The sequence below is a fragment of the Nocardia sp. NPDC050712 genome, from assembly GCF_040654295.1.
GTDB lineage: Bacteria > Actinomycetota > Actinomycetes > Mycobacteriales > Mycobacteriaceae > Nocardia.
In genome coordinates, this window is the sequence record NZ_JBFAHT010000006.1 from 379,653 (window position 1) to 405,366 (window position 25,714).

General features: G+C 67.9%; 9 protein-coding genes. 8 read left to right on the plus strand and 1 reads right to left on the minus strand.

Going from position 1 to position 25,714, the window contains the following annotated elements; translation table 11 throughout:
• Positions 1-65 precede the first annotated feature (65 nt).
• The 7 genes from AB0H76_RS37150 (at position 66) to AB0H76_RS37180 (ending at position 4,927) form a co-directional block, all read left to right on the plus strand.
• Complete coding sequence (locus tag AB0H76_RS37150; protein ID WP_357332051.1) at positions 66-854, plus strand: class I SAM-dependent methyltransferase; 789 nt, start codon at positions 66-68, stop codon at positions 852-854.
• A 13-nt stretch (positions 855-867) separates the two neighbouring features.
• Positions 868-1,299, plus strand: coding sequence for a D-aminoacyl-tRNA deacylase (gene dtd, locus AB0H76_RS37155; protein WP_357332230.1), 432 nt, complete (start codon positions 868-870; stop codon positions 1,297-1,299).
• Between the two features lie 61 nt (positions 1,300-1,360).
• Positions 1,361-2,035, plus strand: a complete 675-nt coding sequence (locus AB0H76_RS37160; protein ID WP_357332053.1) for a response regulator transcription factor — start codon at positions 1,361-1,363, stop codon at positions 2,033-2,035.
• Positions 2,036-2,183: 148 nt separating this feature from the next.
• The gene (locus AB0H76_RS37165; protein WP_357332055.1) at positions 2,184-3,707 is read left to right on the plus strand and encodes a hypothetical protein; all 1,524 of its coding nucleotides are present in this window, start codon (positions 2,184-2,186) and stop codon (positions 3,705-3,707) included.
• A gap of 57 nt (positions 3,708-3,764) precedes the next feature.
• On the plus strand, positions 3,765-3,950 hold the full coding sequence (locus AB0H76_RS37170) for a hypothetical protein (RefSeq protein ID WP_357332057.1): 186 nt from the start codon (positions 3,765-3,767) through the stop codon (positions 3,948-3,950).
• Between the two features lie 144 nt (positions 3,951-4,094).
• The gene (locus tag AB0H76_RS37175) at positions 4,095-4,412 is read left to right on the plus strand and encodes a hypothetical protein (RefSeq protein WP_357332059.1); all 318 of its coding nucleotides are present in this window, start codon (positions 4,095-4,097) and stop codon (positions 4,410-4,412) included.
• 11 nt (positions 4,413-4,423) lie between these two features.
• Positions 4,424-4,927 carry a YbaB/EbfC family nucleoid-associated protein gene (locus tag AB0H76_RS37180; RefSeq protein WP_357332061.1) on the plus strand — a complete coding sequence of 168 codons (504 nt, stop codon included), beginning with the start codon at positions 4,424-4,426 and terminating at the stop codon, positions 4,925-4,927.
• On the opposite strand, the gene AB0H76_RS37185 is transcribed toward AB0H76_RS37180, so the two are convergent.
• Positions 4,928-5,584 carry a hypothetical protein gene (locus AB0H76_RS37185; protein ID WP_357332063.1) on the minus strand — a complete coding sequence of 219 codons (657 nt, stop codon included), beginning with the start codon at positions 5,582-5,584 and terminating at the stop codon, positions 4,928-4,930.
• Positions 5,585-5,758: 174 nt separating this feature from the next.
• Between AB0H76_RS37185 and AB0H76_RS37190 the strand changes: the two genes are divergently transcribed.
• Entirely contained in the window at positions 5,759-25,702 is a 19,944-nt protein-coding gene (locus tag AB0H76_RS37190; protein ID WP_357332232.1) for a deaminase domain-containing protein, read from the plus strand.
• The last annotated feature ends 12 nt before the right edge of the window (positions 25,703-25,714 follow it).

The following is a 25,714-nucleotide window of genomic DNA, read 5'->3' on the forward strand; positions in this document are numbered from 1 at the left end:
AAGTCTACGACACGTGGATGAAACCTGCAGTGTGTCAAGACATCACCGGCGATACCGTGGTCACCATGGGGACCCCTGCAGATCCAGCGCCCGACATTCGAGCACTACGAGCACAACGGGCCAGCTCATTCGGCGCACACGCCGCCGCCTACGCCGCGCACCGTCCGGACTACCCCGAGGCGGGTATCCGGTGGGCGCTCGAGAACATCCCGGAGCCCACCGTGCTGGACCTCGGCGCGGGCACCGGGAAGCTCACCGCGGGCCTGCTCGCGGTCGGCGCCGAAGTGATCGCAGTGGAGCCCGATGCGGAGATGCGCGCCGAGCTGGCGCGACGCCATCCGGATGTCCTCTCGTATGCCGGTACGGCGGAGTCCATTCCACTGGAGGACGGCTCGGTTGACGCGGTGGTCGCCGGTCAAGCGTTCCACTGGTTCGACCAAGCCCGCGCCTACCCCGAGATCGCACGGGTGTTGCGCCCAGGCGGTGTACTCGCTGCCTTATGGAACGAGGACGACACCACGGTCGAGTGGGTCGCGGGATTGCAGCAGGCCGCGCGGAAAGCGGCGGTTCTGCCGGGTGTGCAGATCCTCGAGAAGCTCGAGCGGCATCCGCTGTTCACCGGCTTCGAGACCGCGAGCTTCGCCCACACCCATCGCCGCTCGGCCGAGAGCCTGACCGCGACGATCGGCACGTATTCGCACACGCTGGTCGTGTCCGCGCGACAACGTGCGGAGGTGCTCGACGCGGTAACCGACTACCTGCGGGGCAGGCCGGAGACGGCCGCCGGCGAATTCGACTTCCCGATCCGGACCTTGGTCCTGCGGGCACGGCTGTGCGGCGGAGCGCCTGGATGACAAGATCGTGACCATGCGAGTACTGGTGCAGCGCGTCACGTCCGCCCGGGTGACGGTGGACGACGCGGTGGTCGGGGAGATCCGGCCGAACCCACAGGGTCTACTCGCCCTGGTCGGGGTCACCCACACCGACACCGAGGCAACCGCGACAACGTTGGCGGACAAGCTGTGGCGTCTGCGCATCCTGGACGGTGAACGGTCCGCCGCTGATCTCGACGCCCCGATCCTGGTGGTCAGCCAGTTCACCCTGTACGCCGATACCGCCAAGGGGCGCCGCCCGTCCTGGAACGCGGCCGCGCCGGGTGCGGCGGCCGAGCCGCTGGTCGACGCCTTCACCCGCAGCCTGCGGGAGCTGGGCGCCATCACCGCCACCGGCCGGTTCGGCGCGCACATGCACGTCGAATCGACCAACGACGGCCCGGTCACGTTGTTGCTGGAATCGTGAAATCCGTTGGGGTGGCGGAGAACCGCTGCGGGCGCAACCCACGATTTGCAAGGATCACCTGGTGAGACTTGCGGTAGTCGAGGATGACGAGGGATTCGGTGACGCTCTGGTCACCGCACTACGAATGAAGGACTACCAGGCCGACCACTTCCGGCGGGGGTCCGATCTGCTCCTGCACCACCAACGTTTCGACGCGGTCATCCTCGACCTCGGCCTGCCCGACATGGATGGCCTCGATGTCCTGCGCAAACTCCGGGAAGTGTCGGTGGTTCCCGTGCTGATCCTCACCGCGCGCGCCGGTGAGCGGGCTGTCATCCGCGGCCTGCGCGCCGGGGCCGACGACTACCTGACCAAACCACCGCGGGTGGGCGAACTCGTCGCCCGGATCGAATCGATCACCCGTCGCACCCGAAGACCTACGGTGCCGGTCGAAACCGTCATCGTCACCGGCGATGTCCGGGTCGATCTGACCTCGCGCCGGGTCCAGGTCGGGGGTGTCCCGATCGTGCTGACCAACAAGGAGTTCGAACTGGTCCGCGTGCTAGTGGAGCGCCCGGGCGCTGCGGTGAGCCGCCAGCAACTCATGGATCAGGTCTGGGGTGACGCCTTCGCCGCGGTGTCCCGCGCGCTCGACGTGCACATGGCCGCGCTGCGCGCCAAGCTCGGCCGCCCGCGGCTGATTACTACCATCCGCGGCTACGGGTATCGGTGGGAAGTCGAGGCCAAGCGCGAGTGATATTAACTCGAGAATTGCTGAGGCGTGCGGGGATCGCCGGTACAGATCGCCCGGAGGACCCGATCACCGCAGCGATGTCCTGGGCGTGGGGGCCCGATGTGTGACAGACTCGGCCGATGCTGCCGAGTTTCACCATGGAGCTGAATTAATGACCGCGCTGAGCACGATCGACCTGGGCACGCTGGAACGACAGGTGGCTGCCGATCGCAGCGCGGCACGGCAGCGGACGCTGGAAACCGAGCTGGCGCTGGCCGCTTCGCTCGTCGAGCTCGCCAAGGCGATGCTGGCCACCAGAACCGACAGCAACGCACGCCGCGACCGCACCATCGAAGCCCTCGCTCCCGCGCAGGAAGCGGTCGGTCTGCGGCTGCACTGGTTCGCCTCGGGCAATGTCTCCTCGCGCTCCGCCGGTGAGGTGCAGGAGGCGTTGCGGGTCTTCGAGCAGGTCACGCGCGCGACCGCGCGCCGCGAACTGGCCACGAGCACGATTCGCAATGCCTGCCAGGTGATTCGCACCGCCGCCGAAGCCGATCCGGTGGTGGCCGGCATGTGTGCGGACATGCTCGGTAAATGCGGTGTCTGGCTGGGCCGGCTGGACCAGGAGGCGGCGGTCGCCGCCACCGAGGACGCCGCCCGCATTCGCAGTGAACTCGCCGTCGCGAACCCCGAACTGGCGGGGCGCTACCTCCAGAGTCTGAGCACGCTGCTGCGCACCCTCATGGTGGGCCGCTCGCGCAAGCAGGCGCTGTCGATGTACCGGGAGCGGTACGCCGCTTTCACGCCGACCGGTATGGCAATTCGGTTGCGCGCGTGTGGCATTCGCGATCTGGAGCTCACGCCGAAGTCCTACAACGCACTGCTCGAGCTGGAATGCCGCACGCTGGAAGCCGCGGGCAAGCTGACCCAGCAGCAGATCCTGCGGACCGCCACCGGCGATCTGTCCACCGTCGAGGAGATCAACTGGCGGCTCGCGCTGGTCGGTTTGCGTCCGATGACGCCGGGTGAGGATCCGGATCCGCCGTCGGCGCCGGTCGAGATCGGGCCCACCTTCGGCGCCCTGGGCGTGCGCTGCCCCGATCGCGACGCCCTCGTGCAGTTGCGGACGGCGATCATCGAGGCCTACGCGGCCGACGACATCGAACGCGTCGACAGCTCCACCTATCTCAACGCCGACGACAAGGACTGGGTGATCGGCGAACCCGAGTTCAACGCGGCGAGCACGCTCGGCGACGACGTGGTGCTGATCGAGTTGTCCTACGGCGGCTGGGTCAACGTGATGACGATGAACTGGGAGCTCGCGCCGGTCGGGAAACATCCACTGGCACTGCGCCTTTCCGAGAAGTGGCCGGTCGTCAGCGTGACTGCCACCTCGGACATCGCCTACGAACTGTGCCGGTACGAGCACGGCCGCGCCATCCAATACGCCGCGCTGGGCCGCCCGGCCGGACCCTCCTCGCTGGAGGAACCCCTGGCGCCCTTGGATTTCAGCGTGCTCGCCGCCTACGGCGCCAGCGGCGCCACCGAGACCAAACTCCGCTCCGCGTTCGGCAACAGCCTCAGCTTCGCCAACCTCACTTATCTGCCGGATCGCGGTATTCGCCAGGTCCGCAAGACCATGCCGCTCATCGATCACGATCATGTGCTGTTCTTTCGCAAGATCGGCACGACCTAGCGATTACACCTGAAAACGGCGGGTATATGCACCTCTAAGCACTATATGGAGGTTCCAATGCTGGCCATCGCCGCCGCCGTTTCTTTCGGTCTCGCACTACTGCTCGATCTGATCGACGAGTCGCTGGGTGACACGATCACCACGGGCACGCTCGTCACCCTCGGGTTCCTGCTCATCGCCCTGCATCTCGCCGGCGTCGGCACCGCCGCGCGGTCCTGGCGTGGGCGGCGTCGCGGCCGCTGAGCCTCCTGACCATCGGGTAGTGGACCGTGCGTGCGCATTCGGAGATGCGCCGCCGGTACCACTGGCGCTCAGTTTCCAGCTGTGGCACAGTCGATAGATCGTGATCGACGACGAACCACCGCGTTTCGCACTTGGAGGTTAGCCATGGCCAAAGTTACCGTGACCTCGACTCAGCTGTACGCCCTGGCTGGTGATGTCTCCGATTTCGGCGGCAGGCTGAAGACTCTCGCCGCTCGGGCCGACTCGGCGATCTCGCCCGGACAGTCCGCCTGGGGCGATGACGAGACCGGCGAAAAGTTCGCCGAGGGGGAAAAGGGCTTCGACAAGGGCAGCGTGAACATGGCCACGAACCTCGGCCAGATGGCGACGTCGTTCAACGATCTCGGCGCGGGTCTCGACGAATCCGCTGCCTACGTCAAGGATTTCGAAGACGCCAACGAGCACGACTTCAAAAACGCCTGATGCCCCGTGATTTGGCCCGTCAGGGCGCCGAAAAGATCCTCGCGGAGTTCGCCGACCAGATGAAGGCGATCGGCGTCGCCGCCGAGAAGCGAGCCCAGTTGACAGCCAGCGGGTACGCCCGTGGCAAGCGCGTGAAGGTCACCGTCAACGCCGACGGCGTGGTGATCGAAACCAAATTCGCCGGCGACATCAGCGAACTCGACTACGACGAGGTCGCTAAGGCGGTCACCGCCGCCGCGCAGGAGGCCGCGGCCGAGGTCGCCCGGCTGTCGGCCGAAGTGCTGGCGCCGGTCGTGGAGAAGCGTGCCCGGATGCCGAAGCTGTCGGACCTGATCGACGGAATGCCCGACTTCCAAACCAATGTGCCGCGCCCGACGGTGTCCACAGCGCCGCCCAATGCTCCTGAACGCACGGTAACCGACGGTACGGCACCGGGTTTCGAAGGGGTCGAGGACCACGACGCCTGGGTTGAACAGCAGCGGGGCAGCGGCGTGCTCGGAAAAGAAGGCTGGTAACTACCAGGCGGTGAGCTGCTCGGCGTAATGCCCGCGCACCGCTTCCAGCCGCGCCCTGCTGAATCGGCCGGGCTCGCGCCGGTAAGCCGTGCGGCCATCGAGCGAGATGAATGCCGAAGCCGGTACGGCCGTGGCGGATACCGGGATGAACTTCAACGTTTCCTCGACCGCGGCCAGCGCGGTGGCCAGCGCGTGCCGGCAAGCTCTCCGCTCCGCCTCGCCAAGCCCGGCGGGGCTTTCAGGTACTTTCTGCGCGCATATATCCGAATACCACAACCACACACCGGGATCGAGCAGTTGCGACGGATCGTCGGCGCCGAACTGCACCGAATTCACCTGGGGTTGCAGTACTTCTGCTGGAATACGGAACTCGTAGATACGCTCGACACCGCACTGCGGACAAACCCCGGTGTAGCGGCTACCCAGGTCGTCGCCGACTGTCACGACGGCGCTGCGGAAGACACATTTGCTCTTGCCGCAGCCCGAACACGGTTGCAGTTGCAGGAACAGGCGAGCCTCGGCGTTGGTACGCGCCAGCGGTAACACGGTCGGCACGGCCTCGAAGCTACCACCGAGCCGACCGCGGCGCCCTTCGAGGCTTTCACCCCGGGCGTTCATGTTGTCTTCACTCGCCGGTTGTGTCAGAGTCGACTTCACGTCTGTTCGAAAGTTCGTGCCGCCCTGCCTATCCCGCCACCAGGTCCGGGCACCGTGTCACTGTGCGTGAGGAGCTGGTGTGGGAGGTCAAGCACCACAGCGGAAGTGTGCTCCTAGACAGCACAGGCTCTTTTCGGCGCCTTCCGAACTCCAGGACTGAGGTCCACCGTGGGAATGTACCTTCCGGAATGGGCCGAACCCGTCGAATGGCTGGTCGGCGCGGACTGGCCACGGGGCGACGAAGACGCCATGTGGGACATGGCCGAAGAGCTCAAGGCAATCGGCGGCGACATCAAAACCATGATCCCCGATCTGGACGGGATCATCGATGGGCTCAGCAAGGCCTATCCCGAAGGCAGCGGCGGCGAGAAGATCCTGGAATGGATCAAACCGCTGCGCGACGGTACCGGCAAGGCCGGCGACAAGAACGGCACGCTGGAAGAGTTCGCCGACAACATGATCGCGCTCGGCGACTCCGCCGACGGCATGGGCGACCAACTGGAAGCCGCGAAGCTCAACTTCATCATCGCGGCAGGCTGGCTGATCGCCGAACTCGCCATGGCATGGTTTGCCGGCCCGTTCGCGCCCGCCGCTCACGCCACTGCCATCGCGGTCGGCCGGATTACCTTCGCGACCCTGCGCCGAATCCTGATGCAGGCGGTTATGCGGGTCATCTCGCGTCTGCTGGTCCGGAACCTGCGCGAGATCACGGCCAAGCAGGTCGGCAAGATCGTGATGAAGATGGCCTACGCGGCGCTGAAAGAAGCAGCCCAGGAAACGGCACAGGGCACCATTCAGGAAGGGCTTGTCCAGGCCATCCAGAACGCCAACGGCCACGTCGACGGCTTCGACATGGAGGCGCTCAAGCAGAACGCGCTGATCTCCGCGATCGCGGGCGGCGCCGGCGGCCTGGCGGGCAACATCGGCGGCAAGGTGCTCCCGATGGGTGCCGGGCGCTGGAAAGGCGCGGCCGCCGGTGCCTTGAACGGCGGTTTCGCCGGTTTGGCGGGAGCAGGCGCGGCCTACTACGCCAACGGACTCATCTACAACCAATGGGATTTCGATCCGCGCAGCCTCACCGGTGGCGCGTTGTCGGGCGCGGGTCCCGGCGCCATTCATGGTTTCCGGGGCACCAACGAACACGGCGGCACACCCGGCCGCCTGATGAGCCCCCTCCTTCCCGATGGCACCCGGCCACCCGGGCTCGGGCCGCAGGATCCCGGTAGCGGGCCCCAAGATCCCGGCAACGGGCCGCAGGATCCCGGCAACGGGCCGCAGGATCCCGGCAACGGGCCACAAGCCCCAGGTGACGGACCGCAGGCTCCCGGCGACGGACCGCAAGCCCCGGGTAACGGACCGCAAGCTCCCGGTGACGGACCACAAGCCCCCGGCGACGGACCGCAGGCTCCTGGCGCGAACGATCCGGCCGCGAACAACCCTCAGCAACAGCAACAGCCCGGCGAACCCGGTGCGGGACAGCAGAACACTCGCGCCGGTGACCCGACCGCTACACAGGACGGGCAGCAGCCCGCCGGCACCGATCCCACCGCCAGCACCGATCCTGGATCGACCAGCGATAACACCGGCAACAACCCGTCGAACCCCGGCAACAACGCGCCCGGCACCAGCCCCGCCGGCAGCACGGGTACCATCGACGCCCCAGCCGATACCGGCCAGTCGAACACCAGCACGTCGAGCAGTTCCAGCTCGAACGACACGAACACGAACAACCCAGGTCCGGCCGGCAGCACGAACTCGAACAACTCCGGAACCGGTAACACCGACTCGGCCAGCGCGGGTCCGGCGAACACGGGCTCGAGCACTACCAGCTCCACCCCCGAGGCCGGCGCCACTTCCAGCGCGAATGACGCTCCCGCACAAACCAACTCACCTAACAGCCCGGCCTCCGTCGGGGATCCGCAAAGTTCCACCACCAACCCCAACGGCTCACCGGCGACCAGTGCACCGGCTGGGAGCACTCCGCTTGCGGCAAGCCCCGATGGCACGAACCCCGCTGTGTCCCAGCCGGGTTCACCGGCGGTCAACCCGACCGTCGCGGCCGGACCCGTCGCGAATGCCGCACCCGTCGCCGCCTCGACCGCGAATCCGGCAAGCACCGCACCGGCCAGCTCGTCGACGACGTCTACCAATCCTGGTGTCTCCGAAGCACGTCCGGTCACCGGAGAATCCTCACGTGCTCAAACCCCGAATGCGCCGACCACCCAGAGCACGCCGAACACCCAGAACCCGAACACCCCGCCGACCCAGCAACCGGCCGCGCCACGAGCCGGCGCTACCGACCCGAACACCGGCAACCCGCTCGGCGCACCTGTGCAGGCCACCTCCACCGGCCTCACCGTTCCGTCGACCGACACCAATACCCAGCAAGACGCGGACCTACAGCAGGTTCCGCCCGTGCTGCCGATGTCGCCGATCACCGACTCCTCGTCGAATCAGCAGACGCAGCAAGGTAATCGGCCCGGCGTCCCCAACCGCTTCGACTCCTCGAGCCGCCCTGGCAGTCGCGACCTGGTCGGCGCCGACCGCGGCACCGCGAGCCCGGTCGGCGATTTCCGCGGCGACGCCCGCCCCGCAGGCAACCCGATCCAGGACAGCGACCTGAGCGCCCAAATCAGGGACGCTCTCCCGGTGATCGCCCCGCACACTGTGCCGTTCGACGCCGACACCCGCCAGTTCACCCTCCCCAACGGCGACGTCGTCACCATCCGCGTCGGCGACACCGAGAACAACGCCGTCGCCAGCTTCCAACGCAACGCCACCGGGTTCGACATCAACGTTTCACCTCAGGCCCGGCCCGAGGACATCGCGCGCGCCTTGGCGCACGAGATGAACGAGATTCTGCTGTCGTTCGATCCCACCATCCAAACCGACCCGACCACCGAGCGCCCGACCCAGATGACCTCGCATCTCGGCGGCCGCTTCGCCGAGCTGAATGTGCTGCTGCACCAGCTCAACCGAGCGCACGCCTCGCCCGCGCACGCGCATCAGCTCCCCCAACTGCAGCAGGACCTCAAGGACTTGCTCCGCCACATCGGTGTCACTGACCCGGCGCACGCCGACACCGTCCGTAAACTGCTCAACAAGCACGACCCGAAGCTGGCGAAGCGACTACAGGACTACCTGCGCAACCCGCCGAGCGACTCGAACCTTCCAACCGGCTTGGCCCGCGGGCAAGACGGCTACCTGCATATGCAGGGTGACCGCAGTGAGTCCTATCGCGATCACAACGGCGACTTGCATCACAAGAACGACCAGGTGGGCACCTCCCGCGACCGGGGATTCGGATATCGATGGGAGAGCAACCGGGGGGATTGGGCAACCGATCCGAACACCAACCAGGATGTGAAGCACAAGGCCAAACTCGGCCCGAAACAGCCGTACACGCTGCCGGATCAGGACGCCCAGGCCCAGCTGGACCAACTGGTGGCGCGGGCAGAGGCCGAGGACGCCACGCGCGCCGCCCACAGAGCCACGGCCGCCGCCCAATTCGGCGATCACAACATCAAGAACATGCACGATCTCGGACCGAAGGACCTCACCAACGTCCGAAACAAGCGCACCGACGAGATCGATGCTGACCTGGCAGCCGGCCGGATCACCCCCACCGAAGCCGGCAGGCTGCTCGATTCGCTCGACACCATGCTGGTGGCGGCCCAGAAGTACAACGATCTCAACCCCACCGTCGTACAGACATCGAAGGACCTGGGCGAGCTAGGCGGCAAGACACACTCGGTCGACCCGGGCCAATATCCCGACGCCACCCGAATGATCCCGTTCCCGGGCTTCATCGACGGCAATGACACCTTCGATGTCGTCTCGTTCGTCCCCGGCACCAACGACTCGCCCCCGAGGCTGGTCATCGACGAGTCCAAGGGCGGCGAAAGTGGCACATTGGGGTCGGCCAAAACCGATCACGGCCGCTCGGAACAGGGTTCGGCACCTTACGCGCAACGTACTGCGGATATCGACGAGAACCTGGGGCGCCTGCTCACCGAGACACCGCAAGAGATGGCCGCACGCGGCGTCGATCCGAACAGCCCGGAAGCCCGGGCCCTGCTCGAGGCGCGGGCCCAGTTGCTGCGCGCCTTCGCCGACGGCACCCTGGAGATCGAGTACCACAAGGTGCACGTCAAGCGGGACGGCTCGATCACCATCGCGAAGTTCAACCTGGACTTCAACGGGAGCCCGATCGAGTTCAAGACACTCGGGGGCGTCACCCCGGACCAGGCTCGTGTCGAAGCGGCCCGTTTGGAAGCCGAATTGGCCGCCGACACCGATACCGACATGCCGCAGGCACCGGCCACCCCGGACCCGACCGCCGACCTCCCCGTCCAGCACGGCCCGGATCGACTAGCCATCGGCACCGACCCCGCCACGAACCGGGTCCTCCAAAACCTGCGCAACGAAGGCAATTTCGACGTCATCCTGCACGGCGGCCCCGACGGTATCCCCACCGACGGCAACGGCAACCGCATCACGCCCGAGCAGGTCGCCGCCGCCATTCGCAGCAGCTCCGACTACACCCCCGGTGACGCTGTCCGGCTCGTATCCTGCAACAGCGCGAACGGATTCGCCCAGCAACTCGCGGACGCACTCGGCGCACCCGTGATCGCACCGTCCGATGTCGTCGGCATCCGCAATCGCCCCGACTCCCCGGCCATCCTCCCCGGCCACGCCGCATGGCACACCCACCAGCCCACGCCGCCCGGCGGCACAACGCCGATTCCCAGTGTCCACAAGCCGGATACGAACGTCCCACCGAAGACGATCGACGGCCCCGACTGGGATCGGATGGACAGCCCGGACAACGACCAACCGCCGCCGCCTGATCCACAATCACAAATCGAAGCTGCGTTGCAGCGCGAGCTAGCGGCGATGAACAACGCCTTCGATCGCAACGAGGCCGCCGCACGCGCAGACCATCAGCGCTTGATGGACCGACTCGATCAAGCCCGCCAAGAGCTCGAGCGTCCGCTGGACCTTCCTGAAAATACTGTGCCCCAGAATGTTTCGACCGATCCCCCCTCGCGGGTCGCGGATGCGGTGCAGCGCGAGCTGGCGGCGATGAACGACGCCTTCGACCGCAACGAAACTGCCGCACGCGAACAGCACCAGCGCTTGATGGACCAGCTCGACCAAGCCATCCAAAGCCTCGACAGGCCACCGGTGCTCACCGAAGACTCGGTCTCTCAGGATTCGACCGATCCGCGCTCGCGTATCGACGACGCGCTGCAGCGCGAGCTCGCGGCGATGAACGACGCCTTCGACCGCAACGAAACAGCCGCACGCGAACAGCACCAGCGCCTGATGGACCAGCTCGACCAAGCCATCCAAAGCCTCGACAGACCACCGGTCCTCGCCGAAGACACCGGGTCCCAGCAGGCGACGCCCGTCGCCGAGTCGCGGGTGGACACGGCATTGCAGCGCGAACTGGCGGCGATGAACGAGGCGCGCGACACTGCTGAAGCCGCTGCGCGCGAAGAACACCAGCAACTGATGGATCAGCTCGAGAAGTCCCGTCAGGAGATGGCGGAACGATTCGCCCAGCTAGAGCAGCCGGGGAATCCGGACAACGCGCTGCCCGTGAAATCACCGGAGTCCGAAGCCGCCGTCGCGGACCCGAACGATCCGCAGAGCGATCCCGATGCCGCGCAACCGGATTCGCCGAACGCGACCGACACGCCCCAGCAGCCGGACACCACCGATACCCAGCCGGATCCACTCCAGGCGATTCGCGACTTCCTCAGCGCACCGGGCTCTGTCGACGCGGCGAACCCGCCGACGGTGACCGACGCCGAACGAGCCCATGCCCGAGACCTCGACGCGGCGCTGGGTCTGGACGGCCTGCTGGCCAATCATCCCGACCCGATCGGCGCACTGCGGGAACTGGCCGAAGTCGCGGCGGTCCGTGACCTGTTCGCCGGCCCGGACAGCGCGGATGTCACCCGTCCCCTGCAGCCGAGCGACTTCACCGACCCCGTCGACATCGACCAGATCTATGGCGACGAGCAGTACTGGCGCAACGAGGCGAACCCGGACCAGCTGGCGGAGATCGAGGCACACCTGGCCGAGATCGGGCAGAGCCCGGAAACGACTCCCGCACTGGATCCCGCAACCGATCCGGCCGTGCCACAGGTAGCACCCGCGAGTACGACCAGCCAGGATCTGGTGCCCCGCCTGGCCTCCGTTACCGAGGTCCGCGAACAACTCACCAACCAGTTCGGCCGCACCGACACCGACCTCAACCCGCGCAACCTGCCGGCCACGGTCGCCGATCTCCGGATGCGAAACCTCGTGCGCGCCGGCGTCGTCGAGGCACTCGCCGACGCCGCGGCACGCCATCAGGCCGCGACGGATCCGGCAGCGCGGGCGCAGATCGCGAACACCCGGGATGCCTGGGCGCGCCGGTTGGGCGTAGACCCCGCTGCCCTGGATGTCGATCCGGCGCGAGTGATCGACGAACAGCGCGCGGCGGTCCTTCGTGAAGCCAACGACATCGCGGACCTCGCCGATGTCGTGCAGGTGGCCGATCAGGGCGAGGCCGCGACGTTGCAGTACGTCGATGTGAACGGCGAACGGGTCCCGGTGCGGCTGGTTCCCGAGGGCGACGGCCGCTGGCGGGTGGAGTCGCGTGATCGGCTCCCCGCCGCCGCGGTGTCGACCGATCGTCCGGCGCTGCCTCCGGCGGACGAACCGAAGCGGAACCGGATCCAGCGACTGTGGGATCGGCTCCGGGGCGGTTACACCGGGCAGAGGCCGGCGTATCCCATCGGGTACAAGGAGAAGGTCAGTGGCCACGAACGGGCGATGGACGGCATCACCGCCATTACCGGGCTCGACCTGGGTGCTGTCCCCAGCGCCGGGGTGGTCAGCAACTACATAACCATGTGGCGGCGCCGCGAATTGCTGCCATTCCTGAAGCGGTTCATGAGCCGAATGCCCGATGCGAGCGCCGATGTCCCGGCACCGCGCAGTCGAGACGGCCGCGAGTACGAGTATTGGATCGACGAGGCCGATCCAGAGCTGTTCCAGCGTGAGCACAGGATCAGCCTCGAGGACTACCGGGCGCATCTGGCCGCGCAGCGCGCGGCCGAGACAGCGGTGGATCCAGGAACCCAGCCACCCGTCGAGGGCGCGACACAGCCGGCCGCGATCGCCACACCGCAGCCGGAGCTCGGCGAGCCGCTGCCGCGGACCGCCCAGGAGGTCGCCGAGTGGGTGCAAGAACTGGATCAGGCCCAGGCCGACCGTAACGACCTGGCCCGGCAGCTCAGGCAGATGGCCATCGATCTGGATGTGGATCTGCCCGACAATCCGACCCCCGAGGCACTACGGCGCGCGCTGCACGATCTCGAGTACATGCAGGCGCGGCGGCTCGGCGCGCTGCTCGGGTTGTCGGGTGCGGCCGGCCGGTACAACGTCGACAACGCCTGGATCCCGTTCACCGACCAGATCAGTAATCTCGACAACGACCCGCTGGGCCGGTTCCTCAAAGAGGTGGTGATCGCTTTCGGCGGAAAGCCGGGCACCCTCGACTGGGAACCCGTCAACAATGGCGGTGAGCCGGGACCGATTTGGCGCGACATCGACCTTGCGGCGCCTCCCGGACGCGATGAGGGCCTCTGGCCATTCCTGGACAACGCGCTGCGCCGCGATCAGCTCCTGGACGAACGCTCGGTGTGGGCACAGATGCTCGGCGTGGATCTCGAGGCGCTGGATCCGCAGCTCTTGCGCGACACGCTCGGCGAGCAGTTCGCCGGCCTGCTCGCGCATGTCGACGCGATGAACGAATTCCGCTCGACGGCAGAGCAATTCGTTCGGGCCGACAGCGAGGTGCAGGAGTTGCGGCACGCACTCGCCGAGATCGCGGGCGCGGAATGGGTGCTCAGCCAGGGCGGTGCGATGCTCACCGGCGGAATCGGGCTGGCACCCGGCGGGCCGGGCCAGCCGATGCGGCTGATCGTGCTCGACGCCGCCGGCGACCACAACACGGTCCTGGCGCAGGCGCTGGCCGAACATCCCGATCTGGCCGCGGCGGTCAACGACAAGACGGTCCAGGTGGACCGGCGCGTTGTGCGCGTCGGATCGGACGGGATGATCCGGGTCGCCGAGGGTGGCACGCCACAGGTGCTGCACATGAGTTCCGATCTCACCGGCCGCCGGGCCGATATCACGCTGGTGCGGGAAGAGGGCGGGCACTGGCAGGCCGTACCGGATCCGCTACCGGTCACCGATACGGCCGCGGAACAGGCCGAGCAGGACCGCCGGCGAGATGCGGCAATCGACGAGCTGCCGACCGATGAGCTGGTGCGCTGGCGCGACCAACTGATCGCCGACCTGGGCTTGGCCCCGGACACCCAGCTCACTCGCGCGCAGATCGCCGAGCTGCGGTACGAGAACATGGTGCGCGCCGCGCAGATCGAGGCCATCATCGATCACGCGCGCATCGCGTGGGACATCGAAACCTATAACGATCTCACCGACGCGCGGCACCGGGTGGCGCACTTCCTGAAGGTCGATCCGGCACAGCTGACGCCGCAGCGGCTCGCCGAGGCTTTCGCCGATCCGGCGGTCCGAAACGGCTTGCGGGCGCAGCAGGTCGAAGCGCTGGTCACGTATACGGATCTGGTGCGTGGGATCGATTCGGACGCGGTCGACGCCGCGCGGGATCGGCTGGCCCGCCGGCTCGGGATCGAGCCGGAAGATCTGTTCCCGTACAAACAGACCGGTGACGACAATCGGCTGGCCCGCCGGCTCGGCATCACGCCGGAAGAACTGGCTTCGTACCGGTACGTCGATGAGCATCTGCAATACCTGCCTGATCCCGAGGCCATCGATCCGAAGAAGTTGTGGGCCGCGATCGCGAATATGGTCAATCGTCCCGGCGAGCGTGCCGAACTGATCGCCGCGCTGACCGAATTCGCCGAGACGCTGGCGCGGCTGGATATGTTCGATCCGGTCCAGCACGGCACGGACGCACTGGATCCGCGGGTCGCCGGCAAAGAGTTCCCCGTGCACGAGCGGGCTGTCGATTATCTGCGGAACTTGATCGGTGACGTCCGCCAACTCACCGACCTGTTCATGCAACACGGCCTGCCCGCCCTCCCCGACCCGAACAGCGAACGCCCCCGGCCCAGCAGTGACTTCAACCGGATCATGGGCGTCGACACCACTCCCGTGGGCCGGGTCGACACCGAAGCCGACACCAAGGCCAACGCCGACGCCATCGCCAAAGCGGTGGCCGAGGCCGAAGCTGAGCCCGGTGCCAACGCCGAATCCGTCGCCGCCGCCAGGAAACTCGCCGAAGCCGGGCTCGCCGCGGATGCGCAGGCCGAGATCTCCGCGAAGAACAACGCGCGGTGGGCAGCGGTCTACGAGGTCTACCGCGACGGCAAGCTCGAACAGGACGAACGCCTGAGCCCGGACCAACTGGCCGAACTCCAGCAACGGCTCCGCGGCGAGGTCGCCGACCGCGACGCGAACCTCCGCGCGCTCGATGAGGTCGCGCGCCGCCTCGAACCCCCACTCGACGGTGGCGATGCGTCCACGCTTCCGTCGGGCCCGCAACCGGACCCGGGTGCGCCCCACACGCCCGAAAACGGGCGGCCCGAAACAGATCCCGCCGCGGCCGACCAGGATGCGGTCCAGCAGGCCGACCCGAACACACCCGACCTGCCGGCAACCCCGGATCTGCCGGTCCAGCACGCACCCGACCGACTGGCCATCGGCACCGACCCCGCCACCCAACGCGTCTTCCAAAACCTGCGCAACGAGGGCGCTTTCGACGTCATCCTGCACGGCGACGCCGACGGCAACCCCACCGACGGCAACGGCAACCGTGTCGACATCGACCAACTCGCCGAAGCCATCCAAAACAGCCCCGGCTACAACCAAGGCGACCCCGTACGTCTGGTCGCCTGCAACAGCGCCACCATCGCCCAACAACTCGCCAACGCACTGGGCGCACCCGTCACCGCACCGACCGACGTCGTCGGCGTCCGCAACCGCCCCGACTCCCCCGCGATCCTGCCCGGCGACGCCACCTGGAACACCCACCAACCCACACAGGCCGACGGCAACACACCCAACCCTGTTGTCCACCAACCAGATACCAACCAAACCCGGGAAACCATCGACGCCCCTGACTGGGACCAGATGGACAGCCCGAACCAAGACCCGCTCTCCCGCATCGAGGCAGCACTACAACGCGAGCTAGCGGCAATGAACGAGACGTTCGACCGCAACGAAACGGCCGCACGCGAACAGCACCAGCGCGCCATGGACCGGATCCAGCAGGCCCGCCAAGAGCTCGGCACACCGCTGGCCCCCATCGAAACGCCGGATTCGGCCGACCCGGCCGCGCGGATAGAAGCAGCGTTGCAGCGCGAACTGGCAGCGATGCACGAAACGTTCGACCGCAACGAAGCCGACGCACGCGAACAGCACCAGCGCGTGTTGAACCAGCTGGACCAAGCCATCCAAAGCCTCCAGCGGCCACCCGTGGTCGCCGAACATGCGCTGCCGCAACCAGGTTCGACCGATCCCAGGTCGCGCATCGAGGACGCGCTACAGCGTGAGCTGGCCGCGATGAACGACGCCTTCGACCGCAACGAGACGGCCGCACGCGAACAGCATCAGCGCCTGATGGACCAGCTCCAGCAAGCCCGGCAAGATCTCGGCACCCCACTCGCAGCGGCGGAAGCCGCAGTCTCCCCCAACGATCCGACCGTCCCCGAGCCGCGGGTGGAAACAGCTCTGCAGCGCGAGCTCGCGGAAATGAACGCGGCCTTCGATCGCAACGAGGCCGCCGCGCGCGAAGAGCATCAGCGCCTGATGGATCAGCTCGACCAGACCCGCCGGGAGATGGCGGACCGGTTCGACGGGCTCGACCGGCCGGACACCAACGGGCTGCCCGCGACATCGCCGGAATCCGAAGCCGCCGTACCGCCCCCGGACAGTCAACTGGCGCGGGTGCAAAACGAAGTCGACGTCTTACAGCCGGATACCGATGGTGCACAGCCTGATTCGGAGGCCGTCCCCGGTCGGCCACAGCGGCAGGATCCTGCCTCCCCATGGCAGGATCCGCTGGCGGCGATCCGCGAATTCCTCAATACGCCGAACTATGTCGACCCACAGAACCCACCGGTGGTGACCGACGCCGATCGGGCGCACGCGCAGCGCCTGGATGCGCTGCTGGGTCTGGATGGCCTGCTGGGCAATCATCCCGACCCGATCGGCGCGCTGCAGGAGCTGGCCGAAGTCGCGGCCGTCCGCGACATTTTCGCCGGCCCGGACAGCGTGGACCCCACGCGCACCCTGCAGCCGAAAGACTTCACCGATCCCGTCGACATCGAAAAGCTGTACGGCCCCGAGCAATACTGGCGGAACGAAGCGGATCCGACCCGGCGGGCGGAGATCGAGGCCGAGCTGGCCGCGATCCGGCGGGCGGAGATCGAGGCCGAGCCGGCCGCGAGAGGGCAGCTGCCCGCGCCGAATCCCACGCCGAATCCCACGCCGGAGATCGCGCCGGGGAAGCCCGCGGAGGTGGCGCCCGCGAGCACGACTAACAACGACGTGGTGCCCCGGGTAGCCTCGGCCGCCCAGGTGCGCAACGAACTCGCCAACCAGTTCGGCCGCACCGATACCGATCTGAACCACCGCAACCTTCCCGCCACCATCGCGGATCTCCGGATGCGGAACCTGTTGCGCGCCGGTGCAGTCGAGGTGCTCGCTGCTGCTGTCGGACGCCACCTGGCTTCGACAGATCCGGCGGCGCGTGCGCAGATCGCGGCCACCCGGGACACTTGGGCCCGCCGGTTGGGTGTGAGTCCCGCCGCGCTGAACGCCGATCCGGCGCGAGTGCTGGCCGAACAACGTGCGGCGGTCCTGCGTGCGGCCAATGATGTCGCCGACCTCGCCGACGTCGTGCAGGTGCTTCGTCAGCCACGCGGCGCGGAACCCGGTGTCCTGCGCTACGCCAACGTGGACGGCGAACGGGTGCCGGTGCGACTGGTCCCCGATGCGGACAACGGGTGGCGAGTGGTGTCGCGTGATCGACTCGCCGCCCCCGCGATACCCGACCGCCCGGCATTGCCTCCTGGCGAGGAACCGAAGCCGGGGTTGGTCAAGAGAGTGCTGAACCGGTTCCGGAGCGGATACGCCGGGCAAAAGCCGTCCTATCCCATGGGACACGGGATCGGTGGCCACAAAGAGGCGCTCGACGGCATCAGCGCCGTCACCGGGGCCGACCTGGGTGGCATCCCCAGCGCCGGTCAGATCAATCAGGGCGTGACCATGGTCAGGCGCCCCGAGCTGCTTCCGTTCCTGAATCGGTTCACCAACCGGACGCGCGATGCGAGTGCCGATGTTCCGCGGGCGCGCACCCGGGACGGTCGGGAGTACCGGCCTGAGATCGATGAGGCCGATCCGGAGCTGTTCCAGCGGGAATGGGGATTCAGCCTCGAGGATTACAAGGCGCACCTGGCCGCCCAGGAGGCGGCCGAGCAGCGCGCCTTGACACAAGCCGAGCCGGAGCCGGCGCCGCCGGTCGGCGAGCAGTTGCCGCACACCACCCAGGAGGTGGAGGCGTGGTTGCAGGACCTGGATCGGGCGCAGGCCGAGCGGGACGCGCTGAAGCAGCGGCTTGTCGAGATGGCCATTGATCTGGAAGTAGACCTGCCCGCCGACCTGACCTCCGAGGCACTGGCGGGTGCGCTGGCGGACCTGGAGTACATGCAGGCGCGGCGGCTCGGTTCGTTGCTCGGGATCGCCGGTGCGGCCGGTCGGTTCAACATCGACAACGCGTGGGTCCCGTACCGCGACGAGATCAACATCCTCGATAACGATCCACTGGGGCGGTTCCTCAAAGAGGTGATCCTGGCCAACGGTGGCGAACTGGGCTCGCTCGACTGGGAGCCCGTCAACAACGGGGGTGAGCCGGGCCCGGCTTGGAGCAATATCGACCTGCAACCGGCGCCTGGTCGTGACCACGGTCTCTTGCCGTATCTGGACAATGCGCTGCGCCGCGCCCAGCTCCTGGACGAGCTCGGTGGATGGGCACAGCAGCTCGGTGTGGATCTCGACGCGCTGGACGCCCCCACCTTGCGGGGGACACTCGGTGAGCAGTTCGCGGGCTTGCTCCAGCATATCGAAACGATGAACGACTTCCGTTCGGTCGCAGAGCAATTCACCGACGTCGAAAGCGGAATCAAGGAGCTGTCGAACAAGCTGGCCGCCGCTGCGGGCGCGGGGTGGGTCATCGCCCAGGGCGGAACGATGCTCACCCCCGAGATCGGCCTGGTGCCCGGCGAGCCGGGCCGGCCGATGCGGATGATCGTGCTCGATGCCGATTCGGGGCATGACGCGGTGGTAGCGCGGCTGCTGACCGAACGTCCTGAGCTGGTGCCGCCGGTCAATGACGACAAGATCCAGGTGGATCGTCGCACCGTGGCGGTGGATCGGGAAGGGTCGATCCGGATCGCGCCGGCGGGGACGCCGCAGGTGCGGCACCTCAGTGTCGACATCGACGGCCGTCATGCCGAGATCACGGTGGTGCGTGATGAGGGACAGCAGTGGCGAGCCGTGCCCGATCCGTTGGCCGCGATCGATCCGGCCGCCGAGCAGGCCGAACAGAACCGCCAGCGGAACCAGGCTCTGGACTCGCTGACACCGAAACAACTGGCGGAAGCCCGCAACGGGTTGATCTCCGACTTGGGCCTGGACCAGAACTCTCCGGTCACCCGTGAGCAGGTCGCCAATCTGCGGTACGAGAACCTGATGCGCGCGGCACAGATCGAAGCGATCATCGACTACGCGCGCACCACGGCCGATATCGAGACCTACGACGCGGTCCAGAACACCCGGGCTCGGGTGGCGCACTTCCTGCAGGTCAATCCGGCACAGCTGACGCCGGACCGGCTCGCCGCGGCGATGGCCGATCCGAAAATCGGTGATGCGCTCCAGAAGGCCGAAGCGCTGGTCAATTACGCGGCGGCGGTCCGTGCCATCGATGCCAAGGTCGATCCCGCAGTGGCCAAAGCGGTTGACGCCGCGCGGGATCGGCTGGCACGTCGTCTCAGTGCCGACCCGGCCAAGCCGGTGGATCTGCTCCCGAAGAAGTACGCCGGTGACGAGGCCCGGTTGGCCCGCCGCCTCGGCATCAAGCCCGAAGAACTGGCTCTGATCAAGTACGCCGACGAAATCAGGTACCTGCCCGATTTCGAGGGTATCGATCCGAAGAAGTTGCGGGCCGCGATCGCGAATATGGCCCATCGCCCCGACGAACGTGCCGAACTGATCGCCGCGCTGACCGAGTTCGCCGAAACCCTGGCGAAGCTGGACAAATTCGATCCGGTGCGGCACGGCGACAAAGCGGTGGATCCGCGGGTGGCCGGCGTCCAGCTCCCGGTACATAAGCAGGCTGTCGCCTTCCTGCGGGAGTTGATCGGTGACATCCGCGAATTCACCGACCAGTTCTTGCAGCGCGGGATACCTGATATTCCCGCTCCGGATGGCACGCGCCCCACGCCCAGCTCGGATTGGGCCCGGATCATGGGTGTCGACCTCACCTCCTTCGGCCTGAACGTCGAGCCCGATCCCGCGATCGAGGCCGAAACCGATCCCGTGCGCAAAAAAGAGCTCGAGGAAAAGCGCGAGGCCGCATTGGCAGCCGAGCTCGAACGCCGGAACAACGCACGGTGGGCGAAGGTTTACGAGGCCTTCCGGGACGGCGCCCTCGATGCGGACGAGCGTCTGAGCCCGGAGAAGCTGGCCCAGCTCCAGCAGCATCTGCGCGAAGAGATCTCCGGCCGTGATGCGCAGCTCCGCGCCCTCGAGGAGGTCCTGCTCCGGCTCGAAGCCCGGGGGCTCGACGAGAACCAGAACCCTCCGGCCGCGCTGGCCTACCGGCCGCAACAAGTTCCGACCATGCCCTGGGCCGACTCCCGCACTCCCGAAATCGTCGAGGCGGCTACGGATCCGCCCGCCGGTAACGAGCGAACGAACAACCTCGTGTCCCAGCAGGATCCCGGTCACCCCGATCCGGAGACACCCGATGCACCGGCTACCCCCGACCTGCCGGCCCAGCACGCACCCGATCGACTAGCCGTCGGAACCGACCCCGCCACGCAGCGCGTCTTCCAGAACCTGCGCAACGAAGGCGCTTTCGACGTCATCCTGCACGGCGACGCCCACGGCAACCCCACCGACGGCAACGGCAACCCGCTGACCCCGCAACAACTTGCCGACGCCATCCGCAACAGCCCCGGCTATGTCGACGGCACCCCGGTCCGGCTCGTCTCCTGCAACAGCGCGAACGGCTTCGCCCAGCAACTGGCCGACGCACTCAACGCGCCGGTCACAGCACCGTCTGACGTAGTGGGCATCCGCAACCGGCCCGACTCCCCCGCCGTGCTCCCGGACAACGCGACCTGGAACACCCACGAGCCGACCCAACCCGATGGCGACACCCCGGAACCGTCTGTCCACCAACCGGAGACGAACCAGCCGCGGGCCACCCTCGACGGTTCCGACTGGGACACCATGAATACGCGGCCCGATGCGGAACCCGGTGCCGAGCCGCTGTTCCGGCACGGTCCGCGGGATCGAACCGCCGGTGCGGTCGACGCGATTCTCGGACGCACCGAGACCGGAAGCGAAGCCCAGGCGCTGCTGCGGCAGGCCGGCGCCACCGTGCGCTACGGCAACTACGACGACGCGCTCGTCGGCCGCACCATGGACGTGCGGATCGACATCAGCGATCGCAGTCCGGCGGCGCTGGCCGCCGCGGTCGTCGACGCCGCGGTACGGGCGGAGGCGATACGCGCCGGTGAGCTGCCCGCGACCCCGGCCGAGGGCCGGTTCCTGAGTCCGGCGGACCAGGCCGCGGCGCAACTGCGCACAGACGCTGCCGCGCTGGGCCGGCAGGCCGAGCTGGCCCGGGAGTTGTCGGCGGCGGGGCAGGTCGACACCGGCCTGGGCTGGCGCCCGCTGGTCGATCAGCTCTATACGCGTGCCCTGCACGAGCAATACCTCACGGCCTACGACGCCGCCGTCGCCGCGGGGCTACGCGTCGATGCCGCCGCCACGCCGGAGCAGTTGCGCGCACTGGGGCGGGACGCGGGCATCGACGCGCTGCTGGCCGGGGACCTGTTCGATGCGCAGCAGACGTCGAGTGCCGACCCCGCGCGGGCCGGCGAAGTCGACGCGCTCCAGCCTGGCGAATATCAGCCCGCCACACCGGAATCCGCGCGGGCGCTGGCCCGGCTCGTGCAGGAGCACGCCGGTCTGCGACGGCAGCTGGACGCGGTTCTCGCCGACGTGGACCGGGTGGCCAGGAGCGTGTCCTCCTCGTTCGACCCGATCCGCGCGGTCGATGTTCGTGCCCTGCTCGACCACGGCCCCGCCGCCGTAGTGGAGGGCCTGCTGGAGCGGTTCAGCGTGTACGAGGCAAGCGCGGAGACCGTCACCCGGATGCGATCGCTGGCCGAATTGACCGCCCAGCACCAGCAACTCACCGATCGCATCGCCACAGCCGCCGACCGGATCGCCGACCACGTCGGCCGCGAGCTGGTCCAGTCGCGGATCCGGGCCGAGGGCGGACGGCCGCTCGACAGCCGGGTCGCGCTGCTGCCGGGCGCGCCGGACCAGGTCCTGGTGGCCGAGGTCGGCGGCGATTTCGCCGATCTGTCCCACGCCGTCATCGGCTCGGACGTTTCCCTGCTCGACCGGCTGGGCGGCGATCCGGTAGCCACCAGAGTCACTGTGCATGTCGATGATTCGGGCGTGGTCCGGGTGCGTCAAGAGCAGTCGAACCTGTGGCAGGCGTGGAACTCCGAACGGACACGCACGGGGCTGGGCGTACCGGTGGGCGAGACGGTCGGGATGCTCACCGAAGCACAGGTTCTGGCGCAGCAGCCACCGCTGGCCCACGACGCCGCGGCCGCCCTGAACCAGATCTGGGCCCGGTTCGAGGCCGATTCCGAACGGGACGGGATAGGGCCCCGGGACTGGGCCCAGGACGCGGTGGCGGTCGCGGACTGGACCCGGGACACGCTGGCCGCCCGCGAAGTGCGAGTCAGCTTCAGCGGCGGGCGGGATATCGGCTACGACATCGACTCGAACAGCCTGGTTCTCGACCTGCACGCGGAGGTCATCTCCCAGGTCGGAGCGCTGACCTACGCCGCGACCATGGCCGATGCCCTGGGGATGCCCGACGGGCCCCTGGACCGATTGACAATGTTCCGTGACGAATACGTCGCGACGATGCTGGACCGCACCGCGGAGGCGCTCGCGCGCAGCTACGAGATGCAACGGCTGCGGCTGCTCCTGGTGGGTGTGTACGACGCCCCGGCGGACGCGACTCCGTTGGCCCAGCTGTACTTCGACGCGGTCGCCGAGGCACAGCGCACGGCGCGTCAGGACATCAGGACACCGCTGACCGACGCGATGGTGAACGCGGCCGCCCACCGGGCCGCCGTCCGCGCCGTCCGGGCCCGGCTGATCGAGCTGGGACCCAGCGTCAACGGGCGCGACCCTGCCGCACACTTCCGGGCCCATTGGGACCTCGGGCGTGGCGTCCAGCCGATCAACGAGCCCACAGCGCCGGCAAACCCGCGTGACGAGGCCCTCCTGATCGACCGGCGCGCGGCGAGCTACGCGAACGAGATCCAACAACTACCCGCGCTCCGGGAGGAGGGCCGCTTCGTCCCGGTCGGACCGGCCGAGCGCACCTACACCGAAGCCTATGATCGTGCCCTCGCCAAAGCCGAGAAGGCCGCCGCGCGAGCCGCCGATCCGGCTGCTGTCGATCCGGAAAAGCAGGCCCGCGCGGCAGGTGAGGAAGCGCTGCGCAAATACCTGAAGAAGGCCGGTCTCGAGACCGCGGAGACCTCCTTCGACGTGGTGCGCTTGGCGCACGACAACCTGCACGGCTATCAACCGTGGCCGATGGACGGCACGACTGATCCCGAGACCGAGCCCGCGCCCGCGCAGGCAGTGCGCGGGGACACTCGCACCGCCGAGGACATCGGCCGCAAGTGGATCGATGACGAACTGCGCAGCGACCCCGGCGGCGTGCGGCTGACCCCCAACGTGGCCGAATTCCCCGGCTACCCACCACGCTTGGTGATCGCCGCCGCGCCGGGTGGGCATCTGGACGCGCTGCACGCGCTGACCGCCGCGCATCCGGACTACGCCGACGTGCTCTGGAACGGTCAACGCAGACTGGAGTACGTGCAGGCCAACCCGAGCGTCGGCGGCGACCTGTGGTACTACAACCATGTCGATGCCGCGGAGGCTGAAGGGCCCGCGCGGCAGCCGAAATGGGCCGAGGCGGTCGGGGCCATGCTCGACCACTACGTGCGATTGCGAGCGGGCGGCCACACGCAACTCGGCTTCACCGCCTGGCTGGGGCAACTCGGCGCGGGCTCCACCCCGCTGGAACTGGACGCGCACGGCCGCGCCGCCCCTCGCCTCGACTTCGTCCAGCGCGGATTCCTGATGGCGCGGGCGGATCCGTCGCTAGGCGACACCCATCCGGCCCATGTCGCGCACCAGCTGTTCACGCGGCAGATCGCCCTGCCGCCCATCGGTTCGGCAGGCACCCAGCAGCGCGCCTACCCCCAGTTCGTGCAAGCCGCTGTCCCGCTCGACGGCTTGCCGCTGACGGTGTGGTTGCAATCCGACGGCGTGACCTGGCGGGTCGCGCCACCGACCGGGGCCGACCTCGGGTCCGACGCGGTGGCGCAGTTCAGTGGTCTGAACGACACGGACTATCAACGCCTGGCGGACCGCATCGGCGACATCCTGCAGGGCGAGCCGGCGGGCGAGCCGAAGACGGGCCTGCGCCGGTTCATACCGTTCGGCGGGCGTTCCGACGGCGACAGCGACCTGAATCGGCCGGCCTTCCCGGTCACCTCGTTCGATCCGGCCGCGGACTTCCGCGCCGCCGACGAGCACCGGCAGGCCGTGCTGGACCAGCTCGCCGCCGACGCCGTCCGCGACTCGGAACAGCCTGTGCCCGAACCGGATCCCGGTCCACAACCGGACCTCGACGCGCCTGTCGCCGCCGGTCCCCCCGTTCAGTACACCCCCGACGCCGTCGCCATCGGCGGCGATCCCGGCACTGCGCGGGTAGCCCAGAACCTGCGCAACGAAGGCGCACTCGACGTCATCGTGCACAGCGATCGCGATGGCAATCCCAGCGACGGCAATGGCAACCGCCTCACCCTCGACCAGATCGCCGACCTCGTCCGCCAGCACCCCGGGTTCGTGGAGGGCAGGGAAATCCGCCTGGTGTCCTGCGACGGCGTCGCGATCGCCCAGCAGCTCGCCAACGCGCTGAACAGCCCGGTGACAGCTCCCACCGACATAGTCGGCGTCCGCAACCAGCCCGACTCCCCCGCTGTCGTCCGCGACAACGGGGACTGGCACACCTTCGAACCCACCCGGCCCGATGGCACAACCCCCGAACCGACTGTCCACCAGGCGGATCCGAACCAGCCGTGGGAATCGCTCGAAGAGCCCGGCTGGGACACGATGAACGACCCCGCCACACCACACGTGCAAAAGGTCGCTGTCGATGACCCCGCTCTCGCGCCGCTGCAACAGCTGCACATCCTGGCCCGGAAAGCCGCGGTCATCGGGTGGAAGAGAATGGGCGGCGCGGTCGCGTTCGAGATCGGAAAACTATCGGGTGAGTTCGTGGGATTCAGCGGTGCCGAGGATGCCGGCCGCAGCATCCCGCAAGCCAAGCGGGCACAAGTTCCAGAAATTGCACCGCCCGCCGCGAATAACAGCGTCATACCGAATTTGCCGCCCAGCCTGATTCGAAGCAACGACGCCGAGAACAACATGCTGGAGCATCTGTTCAAGAAGTTGCAGCAGCTGTACCCGCTCGGTGCCGACCGCACGAATCCGGTATCCGGACGAATGACGCTGTTTTCGGAGCAGACTCCTTGCGACTCGTGCACGCCGACAATCGAGCAGTTCCAGCGCATGTATCCCAACGTTCACATCGATGTGCTGTTCGTGACCGACTATCCACCCGTCCAGAAGAACCGGCCTACACTGACCCACGACCCAGCTGCCCAGAACTAGACGGGATTGAAC

What these genes read in the sequence shown, in the direction of transcription:
- AB0H76_RS37150 (WP_357332051.1), top strand. Translation starts at nt 66, where the DNA reads ATGGGGACCCCTGCAGATCCAGCGCCCGACATTCGAGCACTACGAGCA.
- dtd (WP_357332230.1), top strand. Translation starts at nt 868, where the DNA reads ATGCGAGTACTGGTGCAGCGCGTCACGTCCGCCCGGGTGACGGTGGAC.
- AB0H76_RS37165 (WP_357332055.1), top strand. Translation starts at nt 2,184, where the DNA reads ATGACCGCGCTGAGCACGATCGACCTGGGCACGCTGGAACGACAGGTG.
- AB0H76_RS37170 (WP_357332057.1), top strand. Translation starts at nt 3,765, where the DNA reads ATGCTGGCCATCGCCGCCGCCGTTTCTTTCGGTCTCGCACTACTGCTC.
- AB0H76_RS37175 (WP_357332059.1), top strand. Translation starts at nt 4,095, where the DNA reads ATGGCCAAAGTTACCGTGACCTCGACTCAGCTGTACGCCCTGGCTGGT.
- AB0H76_RS37190 (WP_357332232.1), top strand. Translation starts at nt 5,759, where the DNA reads ATGTACCTTCCGGAATGGGCCGAACCCGTCGAATGGCTGGTCGGCGCG.